Source organism: Pantoea sp. DY-17 (genome assembly GCF_019795975.1).
In the GTDB taxonomy this organism is placed as follows: domain Bacteria; phylum Pseudomonadota; class Gammaproteobacteria; order Enterobacterales; family Enterobacteriaceae; genus Pantoea; species Pantoea leporis.
This window is the reverse complement of record NZ_JAIMIG010000003.1, coordinates 260,349-279,973: the sequence shown is the minus strand read 5'-3', so window position 1 is coordinate 279,973 and position 19,625 is coordinate 260,349. Positions and strand designations below refer to the sequence as shown.

The 19,625-nt window shown below is 53.9% G+C and carries 14 protein-coding genes and 1 tRNA gene; 8 read left to right on the top strand and 7 right to left on the bottom strand.

The genetic code is table 11. From position 1 onward, the window contains the following. Positions 1–28: 28 nt before the first annotated feature. Complete coding sequence (gene lptF / locus K5Y33_RS15475; RefSeq protein ID WP_110868051.1) at positions 29–1,129, top strand: LPS export ABC transporter permease LptF; 1,101 nt, start codon at positions 29–31, stop codon at positions 1,127–1,129. Then, on the top strand, positions 1,129–2,205 hold the full coding sequence (lptG, locus tag K5Y33_RS15470; protein WP_101762225.1) for an LPS export ABC transporter permease LptG: 1,077 nt from the start codon (positions 1,129–1,131) through the stop codon (positions 2,203–2,205). Before lptF ends, lptG begins: the two co-directional genes overlap by 1 nt. A gap of 32 nt (positions 2,206–2,237) precedes the next feature. On the opposite strand, the gene K5Y33_RS15465 is transcribed toward lptG, so the two are convergent. The 3 genes from K5Y33_RS15465 to K5Y33_RS15455 form a co-directional block, all read right to left on the bottom strand. Further along, positions 2,238–3,515 (bottom strand): DUF445 domain-containing protein, encoded by a 1,278-nt coding sequence (locus tag K5Y33_RS15465; RefSeq protein WP_222234467.1) that lies wholly within the window; start codon positions 3,513–3,515, stop codon positions 2,238–2,240. Positions 3,516–3,595: 80 nt separating this feature from the next. Beyond that, complete coding sequence (locus K5Y33_RS15460) at positions 3,596–5,098, bottom strand: helicase HerA-like C-terminal domain-containing protein (protein WP_101762223.1); 1,503 nt, start codon at positions 5,096–5,098, stop codon at positions 3,596–3,598. Between the two features lie 280 nt (positions 5,099–5,378). Then, positions 5,379–6,947 (bottom strand): ABC transporter substrate-binding protein, encoded by a 1,569-nt coding sequence (locus tag K5Y33_RS15455; RefSeq protein ID WP_222234465.1) that lies wholly within the window; start codon positions 6,945–6,947, stop codon positions 5,379–5,381. Between the two features lie 532 nt (positions 6,948–7,479). Here K5Y33_RS15455 and K5Y33_RS15450 point away from each other — a divergent pair. Genes K5Y33_RS15450 through K5Y33_RS15440 form a run of 3 tightly spaced genes read left to right on the top strand, consistent with a single transcriptional unit; the run spans position 7,480 to position 11,279 of the window. After that, the gene (locus tag K5Y33_RS15450; RefSeq protein ID WP_110868049.1) at positions 7,480–8,211 is read left to right on the top strand and encodes a gluconate 2-dehydrogenase subunit 3 family protein; all 732 of its coding nucleotides are present in this window, start codon (positions 7,480–7,482) and stop codon (positions 8,209–8,211) included. A 37-nt stretch (positions 8,212–8,248) separates the two neighbouring features. After that, positions 8,249–10,018 (top strand): GMC family oxidoreductase, encoded by a 1,770-nt coding sequence (locus tag K5Y33_RS15445; protein WP_222234463.1) that lies wholly within the window; start codon positions 8,249–8,251, stop codon positions 10,016–10,018. Positions 10,019–10,022: 4 nt separating this feature from the next. Next, positions 10,023–11,279 carry a cytochrome c gene (locus K5Y33_RS15440; protein ID WP_222234462.1) on the top strand — a complete coding sequence of 419 codons (1,257 nt, stop codon included), beginning with the start codon at positions 10,023–10,025 and terminating at the stop codon, positions 11,277–11,279. A gap of 89 nt (positions 11,280–11,368) precedes the next feature. Here K5Y33_RS15440 and K5Y33_RS15435 read toward each other — a convergent pair whose 3' ends face one another. The 3 genes from K5Y33_RS15435 to K5Y33_RS15425 form a co-directional block, all read right to left on the bottom strand. Beyond that, a complete protein-coding gene (locus K5Y33_RS15435; protein WP_110868046.1) occupies positions 11,369–12,046 on the bottom strand; it encodes a MarC family NAAT transporter in 678 nt (225 codons plus the stop codon). A gap of 133 nt (positions 12,047–12,179) precedes the next feature. Continuing rightward, positions 12,180–12,815, bottom strand: coding sequence for a hypothetical protein (locus K5Y33_RS15430; RefSeq protein WP_101762216.1), 636 nt, complete (start codon positions 12,813–12,815; stop codon positions 12,180–12,182). Positions 12,816–12,910: 95 nt separating this feature from the next. Further along, complete coding sequence (locus K5Y33_RS15425; protein WP_222234461.1) at positions 12,911–13,390, bottom strand: carboxymuconolactone decarboxylase family protein; 480 nt, start codon at positions 13,388–13,390, stop codon at positions 12,911–12,913. Positions 13,391–13,499: 109 nt separating this feature from the next. Here K5Y33_RS15425 and K5Y33_RS15420 point away from each other — a divergent pair, with 109 nt between their 5' ends. Beyond that, positions 13,500–14,861: a PLP-dependent aminotransferase family protein gene (locus K5Y33_RS15420; RefSeq protein ID WP_222234460.1), complete on the top strand. Its 1,362-nt coding sequence runs from the start codon at positions 13,500–13,502 to the stop codon at positions 14,859–14,861. A 45-nt stretch (positions 14,862–14,906) separates the two neighbouring features. Here K5Y33_RS15420 and K5Y33_RS15415 read toward each other — a convergent pair whose 3' ends face one another. Next, the gene (locus K5Y33_RS15415; RefSeq protein WP_101762213.1) at positions 14,907–15,416 is read right to left on the bottom strand and encodes a DUF2501 domain-containing protein; all 510 of its coding nucleotides are present in this window, start codon (positions 15,414–15,416) and stop codon (positions 14,907–14,909) included. Between the two features lie 273 nt (positions 15,417–15,689). Here K5Y33_RS15415 and K5Y33_RS15410 point away from each other — a divergent pair. Further along, positions 15,690–15,774 (top strand) — tRNA-Leu (locus K5Y33_RS15410). A gap of 191 nt (positions 15,775–15,965) precedes the next feature. Next, entirely contained in the window at positions 15,966–19,484 is a 3,519-nt protein-coding gene (locus K5Y33_RS15405) for an AAA domain-containing protein (protein WP_222234459.1), read from the top strand. The last annotated feature ends 141 nt before the right edge of the window (positions 19,485–19,625 follow it).

Here is a 19,625-nt window from a genome sequence, read left to right as displayed (position 1 = left end):
AAGACAAGTTATCACAGGCGTACTAAGCGTGATCATCATTAGATATCTGGTTCGGGAAACGCTCAAAAGCCAGCTGGCTATCCTCTTCATCCTGCTGCTGATCTTCTTTTGTCAGAAGTTAGTGCGGATTTTGGGAGCTGCGGTGGATGGCGAAATCCCAACAAACTTAGTTCTGACATTGTTAGGACTCGGCGTGCCTGAAATGGCACAACTTATCCTGCCCCTAAGCCTGTTTCTGGCGATTTTAATGACCCTTGGGCGGCTGTACACCGAAAGTGAAATCACGGTGATGCATGCCTGCGGCCTGGGCAAAAGTGTGCTGATTAAAGCCGCGATGATCCTGATGCTGTTCACCTCGCTTGTGGCGGCGGTCAACGTCATTTGGTTAGGGCCATGGTCATCACGTTATCAGCAGGAAGTGACGCAAAACGCCAAATCTAACCCAGGCGCGGCGGCGCTGGCGGCTGGGCAGTTCCAGACCTCTAGCGACGGCAATGCGGTGCTGTTTGTTGAAGATGTGAAGGGCAATACCTTCGGCAACGTGTTCCTGGCGCAGCTGCGTCCGAAAGGCAACGCGCGTCCTTCGGTGGTGCTGGCTGATAGCGGCCACATGGAGCAACACAAAGATGGCTCGCAGGTGGTGACGCTGGATAAAGGCACGCGTTTTGAAGGCACTGCCTTGCTGCGTGACTTCCGCATCACGGACTTCGTCAACTATCAGGCGGTGATAGGCTACAAAGAAGCCACGCTCGATCCGAACGATGCCGATCAGGCGGATATTAGCACGCTGCTCAAGACCAAAACCCCGCAGTTCCAGGCGGAGCTGCACTGGCGCTTGACGCTGATCTTTGCCGTCCTGGTTATGGCGTTGATGGTGGTGCCGCTTAGCGTGGTGAACCCGCGTCAGGGCCGCGTGCTGTCGATGCTGCCTGCCATGCTGCTGTATCTGATCTTCTTCTTACTGCAAAGTTCTCTGCGTTCCAACGCCGCGAAAGGCCGCTTCGATCCGGCCATCTGGATGTGGGTGGTGAACTTCTCCTATCTGGCTTTGGCGGTGCTGCTGAACATGTGGGATACCGTGCCGATGCGTCGCATCCGCGCGCGCTTTAGCCGTGGAGGATCGGTCTGATGTTTAAGGTTCTTGACCGCTATATCGGCAAAACCATCTTTAACACCATCATGCTGACGCTGTTCATGCTGGTGTCGCTGTCGGGCATTATCAAGTTCGTCGATCAGCTGCGGAAAACCGGGCAGGGCGCTTACACCGCACTCGACGCCGGTTACTACACGTTGCTCAGTGTACCGAAAGATATCGAAATCTTCTTCCCGATGGCGGCGCTGCTAGGCGCACTGCTCGGTTTGGGCACGCTGGCGCAGCGTAGTGAACTGGTGGTGATGCAGGCATCGGGCTTTACCCGTATGCAGGTGGCGCTGGCGGTGATGAAAACGGCGATTCCGCTGGTGCTATTGACCATGGCGGTGGGCGAATTCGTTGCACCGCAGGGTGAACAGATGGCGCGTAACTACCGTGCACAGCAGCTGTACGGCGGCTCGCTGGTTTCAACGCAAAACGGCCTGTGGGCGAAGGACGGCAACGACTTCATCTACATCGAGCGCATCAAAGGTGATAACGAGATTGATGGCGTCAGCATCTACAAGTTCAGCGATCAGCGCCGTTTACTCAGCGTACGCTATGCGGCGAGTGCCGCCTGGGATGCGGATAAAAAGGTCTGGGCGCTGTCGCAGGTCGATGAATCGGATCTGCAAGATGCCAAACAAATTACCGGCTCGCAAAGCCTGAGCGGCGAATGGAAAACCAACCTGACGCCTGACAAGCTCGGCGTAGTGGCGCTGGACCCGGACGCGCTCTCGATCACCGGCCTGTATAACTACAGCAAATACCTCAAGCAGAGCGGCCAGGTTGCAGGGCGCTACCAGCTGAATATGTGGAGCAAAATCTTCCAGCCGCTCTCTGTGGCGGTGATGATGCTGATGGCGCTGTCGTTTATCTTTGGTCCGCTGCGAAGCGTATCGATGGGCGTGCGCGTGGTGACGGGGATTAGCTTTGGCTTCCTGTTCTACGTGTTGGACCAGATTTTTGGCCCGCTAAGCCTGGTATACGGTTTGCCGCCGATTCTGGGTGCGATTCTGCCGAGCGGTGCATTCTTCGCCATCAGCTTGTTCCTGCTGATGAAACGCCGCTAAGCCTTGTAAGGTCGCCATTCATGGCGACCTTTTTACTGAATACGCTCGATCCAACCCGGCACCTGCGACAACACATACAAAATCAGCCCAATCGTTCCGCCAACCAGCGTGCCGTTAATGCGGATAAACTGCAGGTCGCGGCCGATATTCAGCTCAATTTGCTGCGACATATCGCGCGCATCCCAGCTTTTCACCGTATCGCTAATATGGCGCGTCAGGAAGGCAGCAAACTCCGGCGCTACGCTGCGTGCGGCATCTTCCAGATGCTGATTCATCGAGGCGCGCAGCGCTTCGTCAGCAGCCAGCGTCTCGCCCAGCCACAGCGCGGCCAGTCTGACGCGCTCCTGCACTCGTGAATCCTCACTATTTAGATCGTCTTTCAGCCAGCCCCGTAAATCCTGCCACAGCTCGCCAATGTAGCGATTGAACGACTCATCTTCCTTCAGCCAGCTCTTGATGCTTTCAGCACGTTCCGCCATTTCGGGATCGCTTTTCAGCCGCTCAATCAGCCGCTGCACCGCGCGGTCGAAGCCCAGGCGCAACTCATGCCCCTGATCGAGCGCGACCTGATCGAGTATCGAATCCACCGCATTCGCCACCAAATCGGCGCTGTGTTCGCCCAGCCATTCGGTGGGCAGCATTTTGGCTTTGATCGGATGTTCGCGCTTGAGCCAGCGCACAATCTGCGCGGCGATAAACTCGCGCGTACCGGGCTTGTGCAGCAAGCGCAGCAGCTGTTGTACCGCCGCATCCAGCAGCTCCTGATGGCGATTATTTTTCGTCAGGCTATCCAGCAGCAGCGCGCTGGATTGGGTAAGATCAACCTTATCCAGCGCACGATGCACCGCACGGCGCAGAAAGCGCTGAATGCGCTGATCATCGGTGAGATCGAGAAAACCGCGCATCACCTGTAACAGATGACGACCAATGCGATCGGCGTTGCCCGGCGTGTTCAGCCACTGCGCCAGCTTCTGCGACGGATCGTGGCGGCGAATCAGCGCCAGCAGCGAATCGGTATCGAGGAATTTCTCCTGCACGAAGCGACCCAGATTCTCGCCAATGCGATCTTTATTGCGCGGAATAATTGCTGTATGACGCGAGATAAACGGCACCGGCACGCGCCGGAACAGCGCCACCACGGCGAACCAGTCGGCTAATGCGCCGACCATCGCCGCTTCTGCGATTGCCTTCAGCCCAAGCACCCAAAAGTTGGCTGGCAGAAACAGCGTCACAATAAAGGTGGCTGCCGCAATCAGCAGCAGTGACAGCGCCAGACGTTTGCTGCGCTTAAGTTGTTGGAATTTATCCATAGTTCCTTAAATACCCTAAACAATTCGAGTTGCAGGAAGACATACAGCTAACGCACCTGCGGCTTGAAGTATGCCGGGTATTAGCGACGGCGGCCGCCAAGAAGGCTTCCTAATACACCTCGAATGATCTGATTGGTGACCTGGCGCGCGGCACTCTTCGCCACGCTCTGCACCACGCCGTCGCGCTTGCCGCCGCGTGGGCCAGTGGTGCCGAACAGAATGTCCTTCAGGCCGCCGAGAATACCGTCATCAACGGCAACCTTGTTGCCTTTGGCTTCCGGCGCATTGGCTTGCTGCGTGGTGGCCTGCACGCCTTTTTGCAGCATTTCGAATGCCGACTCGCGATCGACTTCGCTATCGTATTTACCGTACAGCGGCGAATTGTTGATCAGGCCATTGCGTTCATCCTGCGTAACCGGTCCCATGCGCGAGCCGGGCGCAATCACCATCGCTCGCTGCACCATCGATGGACTGCCTTTTTCATCGAGAAAGGAGATCAGCGCTTCGCCAGTGCCGAGCGCCTGAATCGCCTCGACGGTATCAAACGCCGGATTGGCGCGCATGGTTTCGGCGGCACTTTTTACCGCTTTCTGATCTTTGGGTGTAAAGGCGCGCAGCGCATGCTGCACGCGGTTGCCGAGCTGGCCCAGCACGTTATCGGGAATATCAGCGGGATTCTGCGTGACGAAATAGACGCCAACGCCTTTCGAACGGATCAGGCGAATCACCTGCTCAACTTTCTCCAGCAGCACCGGCGGCGCGTCGGTAAACAGCAGATGCGCTTCGTCGAAGAAAAACACCATTTTCGGCTTATCGAGATCGCCAGCTTCGGGCAAGTGCTCATACAGCTCGGCCAGCAGCCACAGCAGGCTGGTGGCGTAGAGTTTTGGCATTTGATAAAGCTTTTCTGCCGAGAGGATGTTGATAAAGCCTTTGCCGTTGCTATCGCAGCGCATCCAGTCGCGAATATCCAGCATCGGCTCGCCAAAGAAGTGCTCAGCACCTTGCTGCTCCAGCGCCAGTAATCCGCGCTGAATCGCCCCAACGGACGCGCTGTTGATGTTGCCGTATTGCGTCTGGAAGGCTTTGGCGTTGTCGCCGATGTATTGCGTCATGGCGCGCAGATCTTTGAAATCCAGCAGCAACAAGCCCTGATCGTCGGCGATGCGGAAGATGATTTGCAGCACGCCCGATTGCACGTCGTTAAGGTTGAGCAGCCGCGCCAGCAGCAGCGGGCCGAGATCGGATACCGTGGCACGCACTGGATGGCCTTGCTGACCAAAAATATCCCACACCATCACCGGATTTTTCTGCGCCTGCCAGTCGCTGACGCCAATCTTCGCCAGGCGCGCCAGCAGCTTCTCGGATCCTTCACCTGCGGCGGAAATGCCGGTGAGATCGCCTTTCACATCGGCCATAAACACCGGCACGCCGATATCGGAGAAGGATTCCGCCAGCTTTTGCAGCGTAACGGTTTTGCCGGTGCCGGTAGCGCCGGTGATCAAACCGTGGCGGTTCGCCATGTTGGAGAGAAGATGCAGTTGAACGTCAGGCGTTTGGGCAATCAGTAACGGAGTGGTCATGATTTTTTCGCTCTCAGGCAATAGGTTATGCCAGAAGGATAGCAAGCGGCGCGCGAGGAGGGAGGAGGATTGTGCCGAAAAAGGCGTAATTATGTGCCTGCTATCCCCCATCCCGGCCTTCCCCCGTAAACGGGGGAAGGAGATGCTGCCACATGCAGCTTCTGAACGAACATATGGCAGCATCTTCCTCCCCCATTTATGGGGGAGGACCGAGGAGGGGGAATGCGAGCACAATTTTGGTGGGAGGACCGAGGAGGGGGAAAGCGAGCACAATCCAAAACTATTTCTGCACCGTATCAAAAAACAGCAAACTCACACCAATCCCTTGCTGCACATGATTCACGTTATTCCGCACCGCAACCTGCTGCGCGCCCTGCAGCGTCACCACGAACGGTGAGTTCTGCTGCACGGTTTTCTGCAAATCGGTATAGAGCGCACGGCGCTTAACCGCATCGCTTTCACCGGCCGCTGCGCGGGTTTTCGCACTCAGATCCGGAATATCCCAGCCGACGCGCCACGCCAGGGTTTTGGAACCGCCCGGCACGTTATAGGCAAAGGCGCTGGCGTTGGTGTTTGGATCGACATAGTCTGCGCCCCAGTAAATGAAGATCGACTGGAAATCGCGACCGCGCATTTTGCTCCACAGCTCCGATTCCGCCACCGGCTGCAACTCAATCTGCACATCCGCTTGGGCGAAGCTGGCCTGCAGCGCCTGCGCCACGTCAATGTAGGGCGGCTGATTGATCACCGTCAGCGCAAACTTCGTCCCCGGCTTGATGCCGCCTTTGGCTAAAATCTCTTTGGCTTTCGCCACATCGTAGTGGAACGGCTGATCGTCCAGCGCGCCGTCAAAGCCCTGCGGCAGGAAGCTCTGATGAATGCGGTACTGACCTTTCAGCAAATCCTTCGAGAGGGTGTTGTAGTCCACCAACCAGCGCGCGGCTTGCCACAGCGCCGGATTGCCTAACGCCGGTTGCGCTTTATCTTTAGTATTGAAACCGAGGTAGTAAACCAGGCTCGAAGGGAAGGCTTCAATGCGCAGATTCTTGTCGCTCTTCAGCGCATCAATTTGATCCGGGCCAAGCTGATACGCCACATCAACATCGCCTTGCTGAATCAGCAGACGACGCGCACTGGCATCCGCCACGCCTTTCAGCAGAATGCGTTTCAGCTTCGGCTGCGGATTCGCTTGTTGGTTAGCGCTCAGCACCAGCGCCTGCTGTGGCACATATTGCTGAAGGATAAATGCGCCGCTGCCGGCGGAATGGGTATGCAGCCAGCCGTTGCCGAGATCGTTATTGGCGACGTGTTGCTGCACGGTTTTGCTATCCACCACCGAGGCCACCGGCGCGGTCAGCAGGCGCAACGCCAGATTCTGACCAATCTGCGCTGGCCACTGAATCTCCAACTGATGGTCATTCAGCACTTTGAACTGGCTGGCGATGTTTTCATTGGTCCAGCCAAATTCGGCGAGGATGAAAGAGGGCGCTTTGTTCAGCTGCACCGCGCGCGTCAGTGAGAAGATCACATCCTGCGCCGTCACCGGATTGCCGCTGGAGAAGTGTGCGTTGGGTTTGATGTTGAACACTAAGCTGTGCGGCGTGCTGCCCTGTTGCCAGTGGGTGGCCAGCAGCGGTGCCAGCTTCTGCGGATCATTACGATCTGCCTCCACTAATGTTTGGTAGATGTTGCGCTGCACGCTGTTACTGACGGTTTCGAAGCTTTCAGCGGGATCGAAGCTAATAATGCCGTCGAGCGGGACGGCGACGACAAGGGTATCTTTCGGTGTGGCGGCATGCAGTGCAAAACTGCTGCCCCATAAAGCGACGAGCAAAATCAGTGAGCGCATTATTATTGTCCTGAGTGATAGATAAATTCACTCTATCTCTGCCGTCGCTTTGGCAAAATGCCGGTTTGTTCTGAGCTGTGCCGGAATATTACAATTGATTACCTGGGGGAATTATTGCGTTTATTTTGTGCGCGACTTGCTATTTCCACGAAATAGATCGTTCATCTGCTGGTCAATAAAGTAAATAAGATGTTATAAATGAGAATAGTTCTCTGGTATGGAAGTATGATTTTTTTTCATTGATTCATTTCTGCGATTATTTCTTTGCGCGATAATCCCTGGTCAAATGCCCACTGATTCGTGCCACTTTCCCATCAAATGTACGGTTAAACCCTGTTTTTTCGCCTCGAAAGCCTTTTACCAAGCCTTAACCTAAATTCAACATGATGACTGAATTTCATCAAAACACATCCATAATTGAATTTTTACATTCTGAAATACCTATATCCCTAAGATTGCCAGGTTATTTACCGATTTATAAAGCTATTAACAAAAATAATTATCTTTCTTAGCAAGTGAGAGTCGTCGCGCCATGCTTCTAAATAAACCGACCACCAGACGTAAGTTTTTACTTGGGTCGCTTTTGGCTTTGCCATTAAGTGACCTGGTATTTAAGGGATTAACTGCGGCTCAAGCTGCGGAAATGGCAGCACCCGAGCTCGCCGACTATAAACCGATCTTTTTCAGTGCCGATGAGTGGCAATTTATTCTGGCCGCAACCGATCGCCTGATTCCAGCCGGCGGCAAAGGTAAAGCGCCAGGTGCACTGGAAACCAACGTGCCGATCTTTATTGATCAGCAGCTGCACAGCCCGGAGTTCGGGGCAGAGATTTACATGCAGGGTCCGTTCAACGTGCATGCGCCTGCCACCATGGGTTATCAAATCCCGTTCACGCCACAGCAGATGTACCAAACCGGTATCAAGCTGGTGAATCAGTGGACGCAAAGCAACTTCCAGAAACCGTTCCATGAGCTGTCACTGGAAGAGAAAGATGCGGTGCTCACCAAAGTGAACAAAAACGACGGCATTGACTTCGCCGCCCTGGGCGAAGAGAACCTGAAGGCCTCGCAGTTCTTCGGCCAACTGCTCTCAGATACCAAACATGGCTACCTCGCTGACCCGATGTACGGCGGCAACAAAGGCATGAAAGCCTGGATTGCCATCGGCTTCCCGGGCGCACGCGCCAGCTTTACCGAATGGGTGAAGCAGCACAACGTGCCGTACCCGCTGGGACCGGTCAGCCTCTTGGGTGAAAGCGCGTAAGCACACCCCCGTTTTTGGTATGTGAGACAGGATTAACATGGCACAGATTACAAAGAAAGAAGTCGACGTCGTCGTTTGCGGCCTCGGCTGGGCCGGCTCGTTGATGAGTATCGAACTGGCGATGGCGGGACTCGAAGTGCGCGCATTAGAGCGCGGCGGCGAGCGTGATTACCCGGATTTCGCTTATCCGAAACCGGCTGATGAATACGCCTACAACGTGCGGAATAAAGTGTTCGCGACGCCAAAAGAAGTGGCGGTCACCGTGCGTTACAACAGCAGCCAGACGGCGTTGCCCACCCGTAAATGGGGCGCGTTTGCGCCGGGTACCGGCGTGGGCGGCGCGGGCATGCACTGGACGGCGGTGCTGATTCGTCCAACCCCAACCGACCTGAAGCTGAAAACCTACGTCGATGAGGCCTACAAGCCGGGCATCCTGCAGGAAGATATGCGCGTGATGGACTTCCCGTTTACCTGGGAAGAGATCGAGCCGTATTACTACAAGTTTGAGCTGATCTGCGGTCAATCCGGTAACACCGGCAACCTGCGCGGCCAGATTCTGCCGGGCGGCGATCCGTTTGAAGGTCCGCGTTCTGAACCTTATCCGTTGCCTGCACTGGAAGATACGCTGAACAACGTGATGTTCAAAGAGGCGGCCACCAAACTCGGCTATCATCCGTTCCCGAACCCATCTGCGTGCGTATCACGCGCGTGGAAAAACCCGTACGGCAACCAGATCGCGCCGTGTAACTACTGCGGCTACTGCTCGAAATATCCGTGCCTCAACTACTCAAAAGCCTCACCACAAACGGCGGTGATGGATGCGTTGAAACGTATGCCGAACTTCTCATACGAAGTGCATGCGGAAGTGGTGAAAGTGGTACTGCATGACGACCAGAAAACTGCCAAGGGTGTGATTTACTACGATGTGGACGGCAACGAAGTATTCCAGCCGGCGAAGATCGTGGTGCTCTCCAGCTTCCAGCTCTATAACGTACGCCTGATGCTGCTCTCCGGTATCGGCAAGCCGTATAACCCAATCACCGAAGAAGGTGTGGTGGGGCGTAACTACGCGTTCCTGTCAAACGGCGGCGCAACCCTGTTCTTCAAAGACAAAAACTTCAACTCTTACGCCACCGCCGGCGCCACCGGCCAGATGTTCAACGACATCTCACCAGGCAACTTCGATGGTCCGGGCCTTGGCTTCCTCGGCGGCGCCAAGATCCACAGCTCGCAAGCCACCGGCACGCCAATGGCTGCTGCGCTGCCGAAAGGCACGCCATCGTGGGGCATGGGTTACAAAGAAGGTCTGGAGGAGTGGTACAACCATTCCATGAAGATCAGCATCACCACTACCTGCCAGTCGTATCGCGATATCTATCTGGATCTGGATCCGAATTACACCGACCATCGCGGTCAGCCGTTGCTGCGCATGACGTTCAACTGGAAAGAGAATGAACTGAAGCTGCAACAGCACCTGAAAGGCATCGTCGGCAACATCGCCAAAGAGCTGAACCCAGACAGCATGAGCATGAGCTTCTTGCCAATGGGCGCGGACTTTGACCTCACCAAATACGTTTCGACCCACAACGTGGGCGGCGCGGTGATGGGCGATAACCCGAAAACTTCTGCACTGAACAAGTACCTGCAGAGCTGGGATGTTCATAACGTGTTTGTACCGGGCGGCAACGCCTTCCCGCAAAACTTCCAGGCGAACCCGACCGATACCATCGGCGCGATCACCTTGATGGCGGCACAAGCCATTAAAGAACATTATCTGAAAAATCCCGGTCCACTGGTACAGGCATAAGCGCATGAAATTAAAATCATTGTTAATCGCCAACGCCGTGCTGCTGGGCAGCTTTGCACTGCAGGCACACGCGGAAGATGAAGCTCAATTGATCAAGCAGGGTGAATACCTGTCGCGTCTCGGCGACTGTATGGCGTGCCATACCGTTTCCGGTAAAGGGGATTACGCTGGTGGTTTGGCGATTGAGTCGAATCTCGGCACCATTTACTCCACCAACATCACGCCGGACAAAGAGCACGGCATCGGCAACTACAGCGAGCAGCAGTTCTCCGACGCGGTGCGCAAAGGCGTATTGCCGAACGGGTCGCGTCTCTATCCGGCGATGCCGTACCCGGATTACGCCAAAATCTCCGACGCCGATATGCACGCGCTTTACGTCTATTTCATGAAAGGCGTGAAGCCAAGCAGCGAGCAGCCGCCGGAAACCGATCTGAGCTTCCCGTTCAGCCAGCGTTGGGGCATGCGCTTCTGGAACTGGGCGTTTACCTCTGACAAGCCATTCCAGCCGATTGGCGGCGCGTCAGAAGAGGTTAATCGCGGTGCTTACATCGTCGAAAGCCTGGGGCACTGCGGCAGCTGCCATACGCCACGCGGCCTCGGCATGAACGAGAAAGCGCTGGATAGCGGCGACGATCAGTTCCTTGCCGGTGGCAGCCTGAACAACTGGGATGTGCCGTCACTGCGCGGTCTGCCGCGCTGGAGCGAGCAGGAGATTGTCGATTACCTGCAAACCGGTCGTAACGATAAGGCAGCAGTGGGCGGTGAGATGAAGTCAGTGATTGAGCACTCGAGCTCGCACATGACCGATGCCGACTTGAAAGCGATTGCCTCCTATCTGAAGTTCCTTGGCGGCAACCCGGCGCTGCAGGCGTATGACGTGAAGAAACAGCAGGCGACGGAAGCGAAACTGACCGCGGCGAAAGGCTTGTCGGAAGGTGAGCGTCTGTATATCGACAACTGCGGCGCCTGCCACTTTGTCACCGGTAAAGGTGCGCCGGGGATCTTCCCGGAGCTGGATCAGGCGACCATCGTCAATGCCAAGGATCCTGGTGGTTTGATCCACACCATTCTGGCCGGTGCGCAGCAGCCATCCACTGAGAAAGCGCCATCAACGCTGGCGATGCCGGATTTTGCTAAGCGTCTGGATGATGATCAAGTGGCTAAACTGGCGACCTTCATTCGTCAGGGCTGGAGCAACAGTGCACCAGCGGTGACGAAAGATCAGGTAGCAGAAGTGCGTAAAACGTTGAAAGGTGAATAAATCGCTTAAAACTGCGCGATAAACCGCGCCGCTACGGATAGGCGCAAATACCGTAGCGGCGCAATTCATTGCGCGTCTTCAACGTGGTCTCAATGATAATTGTGAATCACTTCTAACACGCCATTAATCACGAACTGCACGCCCATACACACCAGCAAAAAGCCCATCAGACGTGAAATCGCTTCGATGCCACCTTTACCAACCAGCTTCATGATGGCGCCCGAACTGCGCAGCGAAATCCACAAAATCACCGACACGGCCAAAAACGTCAGCACCGGGGCGACGGCAACCACCCATGCCGGGAAATCTACGCCCGATTTAACCGTCGACGCGGAACTGATGATCATCGCAATGGTGCCCGGTCCCGCGGTGCTCGGCATCGCCAGCGGCACAAATGCGATGTTGACGGTTTCACGGTTGCTGTCGGTCGCGTCCAGTTCATCCTGCTTGTGCTCGGCTTCGACCGAATGCCCGACCGGTTTCGCCGGAAATAGCATGCGAAAACCGATAAACGCCACAATCAATCCGCCCGCCATGCGCAGGCCGGGAATGGAGATGCCAAAGGTGTGCAACACCGCGCTGCCGGCATACCACGCCACCATCATGATCAGGAACACGTAGATCGAGGCCTGCATCGCCTGGCGATTACGCTCCTGGAAATTCATCTCTCCGGCCAGGCCGAGAAACAGCGCCACCGTGGTCAGCGGATTGGCGAGCGGCAAAATCACCACCAATCCCAGCCCGATGGCTTTAAACAACTCCAGCATGAAATGTCCCATTTGAAAAATTATTCGATAATCGCACGGCTCGTAGCGACGCAATTTATTGCGCGTTAAGAGGATGAAGAGTCGGTCAAAACCGCGCGATAAATCGCGCCGCTACGGTGTGTGCGTTCATTGATTAGTGCTTCGGCGTATCCAGCGCCTCGATCAGCTCAGGGAAGAAATCCTGCAGCAGCTCAGGCGTCATCAGTTCGGGATAATTGATTAAATGCTCGCGAATGCGCTCATTCACATCCGGCAGCAGGCGTTGGGCGGCGTCTTGCGCACTGATCTTCTTCTGCTTCATCAGGCGCAGCACGTCATCCGGCAGATTGTCTTCATCTTCAACTTCATCCACACCTTCGAGATCGTCCAGCTCATCCAGCAGATCCATCAACGCTTCAATCTGCGGCGTGCGTGACTGGTATTCGGATGGCTGCTCGTTCTCCAGATAACGCAGCAGCGCGCGCACCGGTGAACCATCGGGTTCGGCAGGCGGTTCGTTGGCGAACCAGGTCAAGAGATCGTGCTGCGTCACCTGATGGACGTGATAACCGTTATCCACCAACTCATCGGCAAGGATATCGGCGGTATCGTGCTCAATCAGGCAAATGTGGGTGCGATTAGGCGTGAACTGCTCCAGCCATTGATAGATCTCTTCAATTACGCTGTCGTCGTAAATAAAGTGTTGGCTGAGATAGCTGTCATCCTGCTGGTGAACGCAGATGTGAATCTGGTCGGGATCGAAGTAAATCGCAATGTTGATGCCTTTCATGTGCGCTGTCCTGTGTGGTGCAAAATCTCACTATAGCCTCAGGCAGCGCAGATGAACATGGTGCTGCCAGCAGCATGGGCTACTGGCGGTAAAAATTAACGTAAATCAGCACGATCCAACCCATAAGCGCTGTCGAGTGCGCCCGGCGTCATCTGCGACAGCACCATCAGGCGGTTCCAGGTGTTGATCACCGCGATACAAAATGTCAGCTCGCTGGTCTCCACTTCGGAAAAGTGCGCGCGCACCTCGCTGTACAGCGCTTCGTCGATGCCGTGATCGCCCAGACGCGTCAGCGCTTCGGTCAGCGCCAGCGCCGCTTTCTCTTTGGCGGTGAACAGCGGTGATTCGCGCCAGATTGCCACATGATGCAGACGCAGCTCGCGCTCGCCATGCAGTTTGGCTTCTTTCACATGCATATCGACGCAGAACGCGCATTGGTTGAGCTGCGAGGCGCGCAGATCGACCAGATGCTTCAGTGAGGTTTCTAATGAAACATTACTGACGTTCATGGAGAGATCGTACATGGCTTTGACCAGTGTCGGTACGGTTTTAAAGTGGTTAACGCGTGCAGTCATGTTTTATCCTCAGGTCAGTCGTTTTTCAATGCGAAGGTGATGCGGGCATCTTAAACTTCCATGTCTGAGTGAAAAGGGTCAAAAAACGTGAAAACAGGTAGGGCATGGCGTGGGTTATAAAGAGATTTATGCGCGATATCGCCAGCAGATTCTTGCAGGGCAGCTGAAGCCGGGCGACCGCGTACCGGCGAGTGAGTTGCAAGTGGCGCGAAAAACGGTGGAAGCCGCTTATGAAATCCTGATCGGCGAAGGCTATTTTGTCAGTCAGGGCGCGAAGGGCACGCGCGTTAATCCTGAACTGATTCTGCCGGAAAAAACCGGGAAAACGGCAGTGCCTGCGCCGCCAGTGAGCGCGTTAATCCAGCGCGAGAGCAAAGGCGAGCTGCGGCTTGGCATCCCGGCGCTGGATGCGTTTCCGCACAAAAAATGGCTGCTTATTTCCGGCAAAGCGGCGCGCAGCCTGCGCGCCGATGAGATGATTTTGCCGCCGGTCATGGGTTATCAGCCGCTGCGGGAAGCCATCGCCAGCTACCTGAATATTTCGCGTGGACTTAACTGCCAGCCGGAACAGATTTTCATCACCAGCGGCTATCGCGCCAACCTGCGACTGATTCTGGCGGTGCTGGCGCAGCCAAGCGACAAGGTGTTGTTTGAAGATCCCGGCTATTTCTTCGGGCAAAAACTGCTGAAGCGCATCGCGCCGAATCTGCATTACGTGCCGGTCGATCGGCAAGGCATGGATGTGGATTATCTGCTGCGCTATCACGCCGATGCGCGTTTCGCCATCGTCACGCCTACGCATCACAGCCCGCTGGCGGTAACCTTATCGCTGCCGCGCAAACATCAACTGCTGGAGTGGGCACAGCACAATGACAGCTGGATTATTGAAGATGATTACGACGGCGAGTTTCACTACACGCGCAAAGTGATTCCGGCGCTGAAAAGCCTGGATGTGCACGATCGGGTGATTTACACCGGCACCTTCAGCAAAACCATGATGCCGGCGATGCGCGTGGGTTATCTGGTGATGCCGAAAGAGACCATCGCGCGCTTCAGCGAGTTGGGGGAAATCCTTGAAACCGGTATGTCGCTGCTGCCGCAAAAGATTCTGGCGCAGTTCCTCAGCGAAGGGCATTTCTATCGCCACATCAAAAAGATGCGCACGCTTTATCAGCAGCGACGCCGCATGATGCTGGATGCCTTGCAGGCATGTTTTCCGGATGTGTTTGATTTTGAACTGACGGATGGCGGCATGCACATTGTCGCCTTCCTGCCGCATGGCACGCAGGACACAGCGCTGGCGGAGATTTGGCAGCGGCATCAGCTGCGCGTATTGCCGCTCTCCGGTTGGTATATGCAGACGCAGAAACGCTATGGCCTGGTGATTGGCTATACCAACATTCGGTCGCTGGACCAGGCGCGGGAGTTGTTGCAGAGAACGGTGCTGGAGACGCGAGCGTTACTGGACTAAAGAAAAGGCGCGAGGGACAGCTCGCGCCTTGATATCGGCGCGTCCTTACATGCCGATATATTTTTTGCCTTGCTTCAGAACCACATCGCAGGCTTTGGTTTTCAGCTTCTCACCCATCGGCGAGTTGCTCAGACTTTGCAAATTCAGTTGCTGACCGTTGCCAGTGTTAAGCAAGCCTTGCAAACCCTGCTGGTAATCGGTTTTCTGCTCTTGCGCGGTGGTGCTGTTCAGGCCGAGTTTGCTCAGCACCTGATCTTTTACCGACTTCACGTTGTTATCCACCACGTTGTGCTGCACGCAGTAGGACATCACGCCGGCGGCGTTGGTCATGCTGTTGGAACTCACCGCTTTATCGCCGCCGTTCAGCAGGCCGGTAAGCGATGAGAGCGACATGCCGCCATTCTGCGTGGTGCTGGTGTTGCTGGTGCTGTTGTTTTGCTGTGACAGCTGCGATGCCGCGCTGCTCAGCTGATCCTGCCAGCTTGCTGCCGATGCGCTCCCCGCAACCATGGCTGCCGCGATGCCCCATCCCCAAATCATGCGTTGTACTTTCATCTCAACCTCGTTGTCTTTTATGTTCTGACTGCGTCAGTTTTGGTTAAGAGAGGTTTGAATTCGGAAAGTTCCAGTTAACCGGGCTGATTGGGGAAAATTGGGACCGTTCTGGATTTAGGTTTTTGGGATCCGTTTGATGGGATCGATGTTATAACAAGCAGTTATCCGCGAAGTGATGTTTTTTTCAACGCTTAGCGCACATCCCTAACGATTCCGGTTGCGCACGCTGTTCGTAACGGTATAATCCCCAACGTTTTCCGCATCCTCTTCAGTGCCGAAGTGGCGAAATCGGTAGACGCAGTTGATTCAAAATCAACCGTAGAGATACGTGCCGGTTCGAGTCCGGCCTTCGGCACCATCGATTGATGCAAAATTAAGTCGCTTACGAGCGGCTTTTTTTGTGTCTGAAATCTGGCTTTTTACCTAATCTCACTCCCTTAGCAACATAAACAAATTATTGCGATCGCGTTCTCATCGTGGACAATGTTCAACCATGGGTTGCGTTAATATCAATTAAATCAATAATTTTATTATGTCAAGGGATGGATAATGGACAGGAATACTCAGGGATTCACATCATACTGGCGTAATTCTTTAGCCGATGCCGAATCAGGGAAAGGGGCATTTGAGCGTAAGGATGCGGATAAATTTACTCGTTGGGTGGACATCAGCACGGGACGGCTGGATGAAGAGACTGTTAATGCGTTTTTTGAGGGTGAAGGTGACACGGTAAAAACCGTTGAGGTAGTGCTACGACCTAAAGCCTGGTTACGTTTGCTACAGCACGGCAAAGAGCGAACGGCAGGCGCTCCTGGAATAGTCACACCGCTGGTATCATCTGCGCTACTTAATCGCGAAGGTTTTTTGTTCCCTACTTCATCGGCCACTATCCCCCGTGATCTATTAGAGCCTCTCCCAAAAGGCACCTTCTCAATTGGCGAGATGGCGCAATATGATAGATATAAAACCACGCATAACTCGACCACCTTTGAAGTGGATTACGAACAGCAATACGAAGAGGAAAATGACGAGCAGCGAGCCCAGCGGTATGAGAAGCATCAGCTGCAGTGGCAAAAATTTCAGACTGAAATAAGCAATTTGCTGGAATACGTAATCGGACAATGGGTCGCCACCCACGAGCAATATGAACTCGCCGAATATGGTTACGTTATAAAAGCCAACCAGCCCGGCGGTGCCAGCCGCCATATCCTCCCTCTGTATGATCATCTTCGGGTGTGCAAGAAAGAGGTTCCGCTATTAACACGCTTTGCTTCGACTGCCAGGCCGATCCTGGAACCGTTGCTTGCATCTAATGCGAAATTCAGCGAGCGATTAGGCCATTCAGGAGATGAATTCCCGCTTGCTGTGGCGCAGCGCGACGCTCTTAACCATTATCTCACGCAGCAGTCGGGCGATATCCTTGCCGTCAATGGTCCGCCGGGAACTGGAAAAACTACACTTGTTCTCTCAATCATTGCTACTGAATGGGTTAAAGCGGCATTTAACAAATCTGAACCACCGGTAGTGATTGCCACCTCAACCAACAACCAAGCCGTTACCAATATCATTGAGGCCTTCGGTAAAGACTTTTCCACTGGAACAGGGGCTATGGCCGGGCGCTGGCTACCGGAACTAAAAAGTTATGGTGCTTATTTCCCTTCTCAAATGCGTGAAGCTGAGGCCGCTAAAAAGTACCAGACTGAAGACTTTTTCAACCGTGTGGAATCTACCGAATACGTTGAAGATGCGCTGGTACTTTATCTGGAGAGGGCAAAAGTAGCCTTCCCATCTGCGGAATGCCGTTCTCCAGAACAAGTTGTGAATCTACTACATGAGCGATTAACCACGCAGTTAGCTCAGCTTAAACATATTGAGCAGGCTTGGGGGAATTTGATCCGCATTCGCGAGGAGCGGATCCACCTTAGCGAAGACCTCGACCTTTATATTCACGATAAAAGTAAGCTACTGCTCGATAGCACAAAAGACATTGCGTTGTTAACTCAGGGTAAAAAGCAGTGGCAACAGTATCGTGCCAGCGAGTCGATGCTCTATGCGATCTTCTCCTGGATTCCCGCGGTTCGTACAAAGCGCCACTATCAGATTAACCTCTTACTCGACACTACGTTTGGTACAAGAATGGCCGAGTTTAAGGGCTCAGCGCCGGAAGATGTTGATGCTTATATCGACGGGCTTATTGCTCGCGCCCAAAAAGAGCAGGCCAAGTACCAGCAGCAGATTGATTTTGCTCAGGACGTTTCCAGACGTGAAAGCGAAGCTCTGCGAGTTTGGCATGGTTTCTCGGTTTCCCTGGGACATGCGGGCAAAGATGAGATAACCCTTGCTGTGGCTGATGCGCTCGCCGATACGGCTATCCGATTCCCGGCATTTCTTACTGCATCTCACTACTGGGAGGGGCGATGGCTGATGGACATGGCCGCCATTGGCGATCTTCGAAAGGAAAAAGGTCGTAAGGGGGCGAAAGCTACCCTGGCTCGCTGGCATCGAAGAATGAAGCTCACCCCTTGTGTGGTGATGACCTGTTACATGCTGCCTCGTCATATGGTCATCAGCGAACATGTTGGCGGCGCTAAGAAATTTGAATCCGGATATTTTTATAATTTTGCCGATTTATTAATTGTTGATGAAGCGGGGCAGGTATTGCCGGAGGTAGCCGCAGCCTCCTTCGCATTAGCAAAAAAAGCGTTAGTAATTGGCGATACGGAACAGATCGCACCCATCTGGAACAGTTTGCCGGGCATTGATATCGGCAATATGGTTGAGGAGAACCTCCTCCCTGTCGGTACACAGGAAGCGCTAGCGGAGTCTTATGCGCTTATATGTGATTCAGGGAAAAGCTCGGCATCGGGCAGCGTGATGAAAATCGCCCAATTTAGCTCGCGCTACCAGTATGACCCGGATCTGGCCCGCGGCATGTATCTGTATGAGCATCGCCGCTGTTTCGATAACATCATCGGTTACTGTAACGCGCTCTGCTACCACGGCAAGTTACAGCCAAAACGGGGCGGTGAAAAAGAGACACTTTTTCCAGCGATGGGTTATCTGCATATTAATGGGTTGGGTAAACGGGCAAACGGTGGCAGCCGATACAACACTTGTGAAGCCGAGACAATAGCGGCTTGGCTGGCGACCCATAAAGAAGAAATAGAGCATCATTATGACAAACCACTGCATCAAACGGTGGGAATCGTAACGCCATTTTCGGCGCAGGTGAACGCTATTAGAGCCTCATTGAGTAAGCTGGGTATTAACTGTGGTGGAGATGATGATTCACTGACCGTCGGCACTGTTCACTCCCTGCAAGGTGCAGAAAGAGCAATCGTGATCTTCTCCCCAGTTTATTCCAAACATGAGGATGGTGGATTTATCGACAGCGACAGCAGCATGTTGAACGTTGCGGTCTCCCGCGCTAAAGATAGTTTCCTGGTCTTTGGGGACATGGATTTATTTGAGATCCAACCTGCCTCTTCGCCAAGAGGATTATTGGCAAAATACTTGTTTGCACAAGACAGCAACGCATTAGCGTTTGAATTTCAGGTACGTAAAGACTTGAACGCAGCCCAGATGCCCGTTTCTACGCTACATGGGGTAGATCAGCATGATGCATTTCTGAATCAGACATTGGGTACAATCGAGAAGAGCATTACCATTGTCTCTCCTTGGTTGACCTGGCAAATGCTTGAGCAAACTGGCTTTTTAAACTCAATGATTCAGGCACGTGCTCGCGGTGTTGATATTACTGTGGTGACGGACAAGCATTACAATACCGAACATAGTGATTATGAAAAGCGTCAAGAAAAACAGCGGCGGCTTCACAGCGCACTGGAAAAACTGAATGAGTTTGGTGTTACTACTAAGCTGGTCAATCGCGTTCACAGTAAAATCGTAATTGGGGACGAGCGTTTACTGTGTGTTGGTTCGTTTAATTGGTTTAGCGCCACACGAGAAGATAAGTATCAACGGTACGATACGTCGATGGTGTATCGCGGAGATAACTTAAAAGGTGAAATTAAAACGATTCACACGAGTTTGATTCAACGCCAATTGTGAGGCGGAGCCACATCATGTCCGAGGTGAGTTTGGCGTTATGTGTATCAAATTAATAGCGCCAAGCCTTTTTTCACCGTCAAACGGCAGCTTAATGGAAACGGCTTAGTAAGTTGCTTGCACCTTTAAGATCCTCTTAAGAAC

Bases quoted from the DNA above. Each gene is read 5' to 3' on its own strand.
- K5Y33_RS15405 (WP_222234459.1), top strand. From the start codon at position 15,966: ATGGACAGGAATACTCAGGGATTCACATCATACTGGCGTAATTCTTTA.
- K5Y33_RS15425 (WP_222234461.1), bottom strand. From the start codon at position 13,390: ATGACTGCACGCGTTAACCACTTTAAAACCGTACCGACACTGGTCAAA.
- lptG (WP_101762225.1), top strand. From the start codon at position 1,129: ATGTTTAAGGTTCTTGACCGCTATATCGGCAAAACCATCTTTAACACC.
- K5Y33_RS15450 (WP_110868049.1), top strand. From the start codon at position 7,480: ATGCTTCTAAATAAACCGACCACCAGACGTAAGTTTTTACTTGGGTCG.
- K5Y33_RS15445 (WP_222234463.1), top strand. From the start codon at position 8,249: ATGGCACAGATTACAAAGAAAGAAGTCGACGTCGTCGTTTGCGGCCTC.
- K5Y33_RS15455 (WP_222234465.1), bottom strand. From the start codon at position 6,947: ATGCGCTCACTGATTTTGCTCGTCGCTTTATGGGGCAGCAGTTTTGCA.
- K5Y33_RS15460 (WP_101762223.1), bottom strand. From the start codon at position 5,098: ATGACCACTCCGTTACTGATTGCCCAAACGCCTGACGTTCAACTGCAT.
- K5Y33_RS15435 (WP_110868046.1), bottom strand. From the start codon at position 12,046: ATGCTGGAGTTGTTTAAAGCCATCGGGCTGGGATTGGTGGTGATTTTG.
- K5Y33_RS15465 (WP_222234467.1), bottom strand. From the start codon at position 3,515: ATGGATAAATTCCAACAACTTAAGCGCAGCAAACGTCTGGCGCTGTCA.
- K5Y33_RS15430 (WP_101762216.1), bottom strand. From the start codon at position 12,815: ATGAAAGGCATCAACATTGCGATTTACTTCGATCCCGACCAGATTCAC.
- K5Y33_RS15415 (WP_101762213.1), bottom strand. From the start codon at position 15,416: ATGAAAGTACAACGCATGATTTGGGGATGGGGCATCGCGGCAGCCATG.
- K5Y33_RS15440 (WP_222234462.1), top strand. From the start codon at position 10,023: ATGAAATTAAAATCATTGTTAATCGCCAACGCCGTGCTGCTGGGCAGC.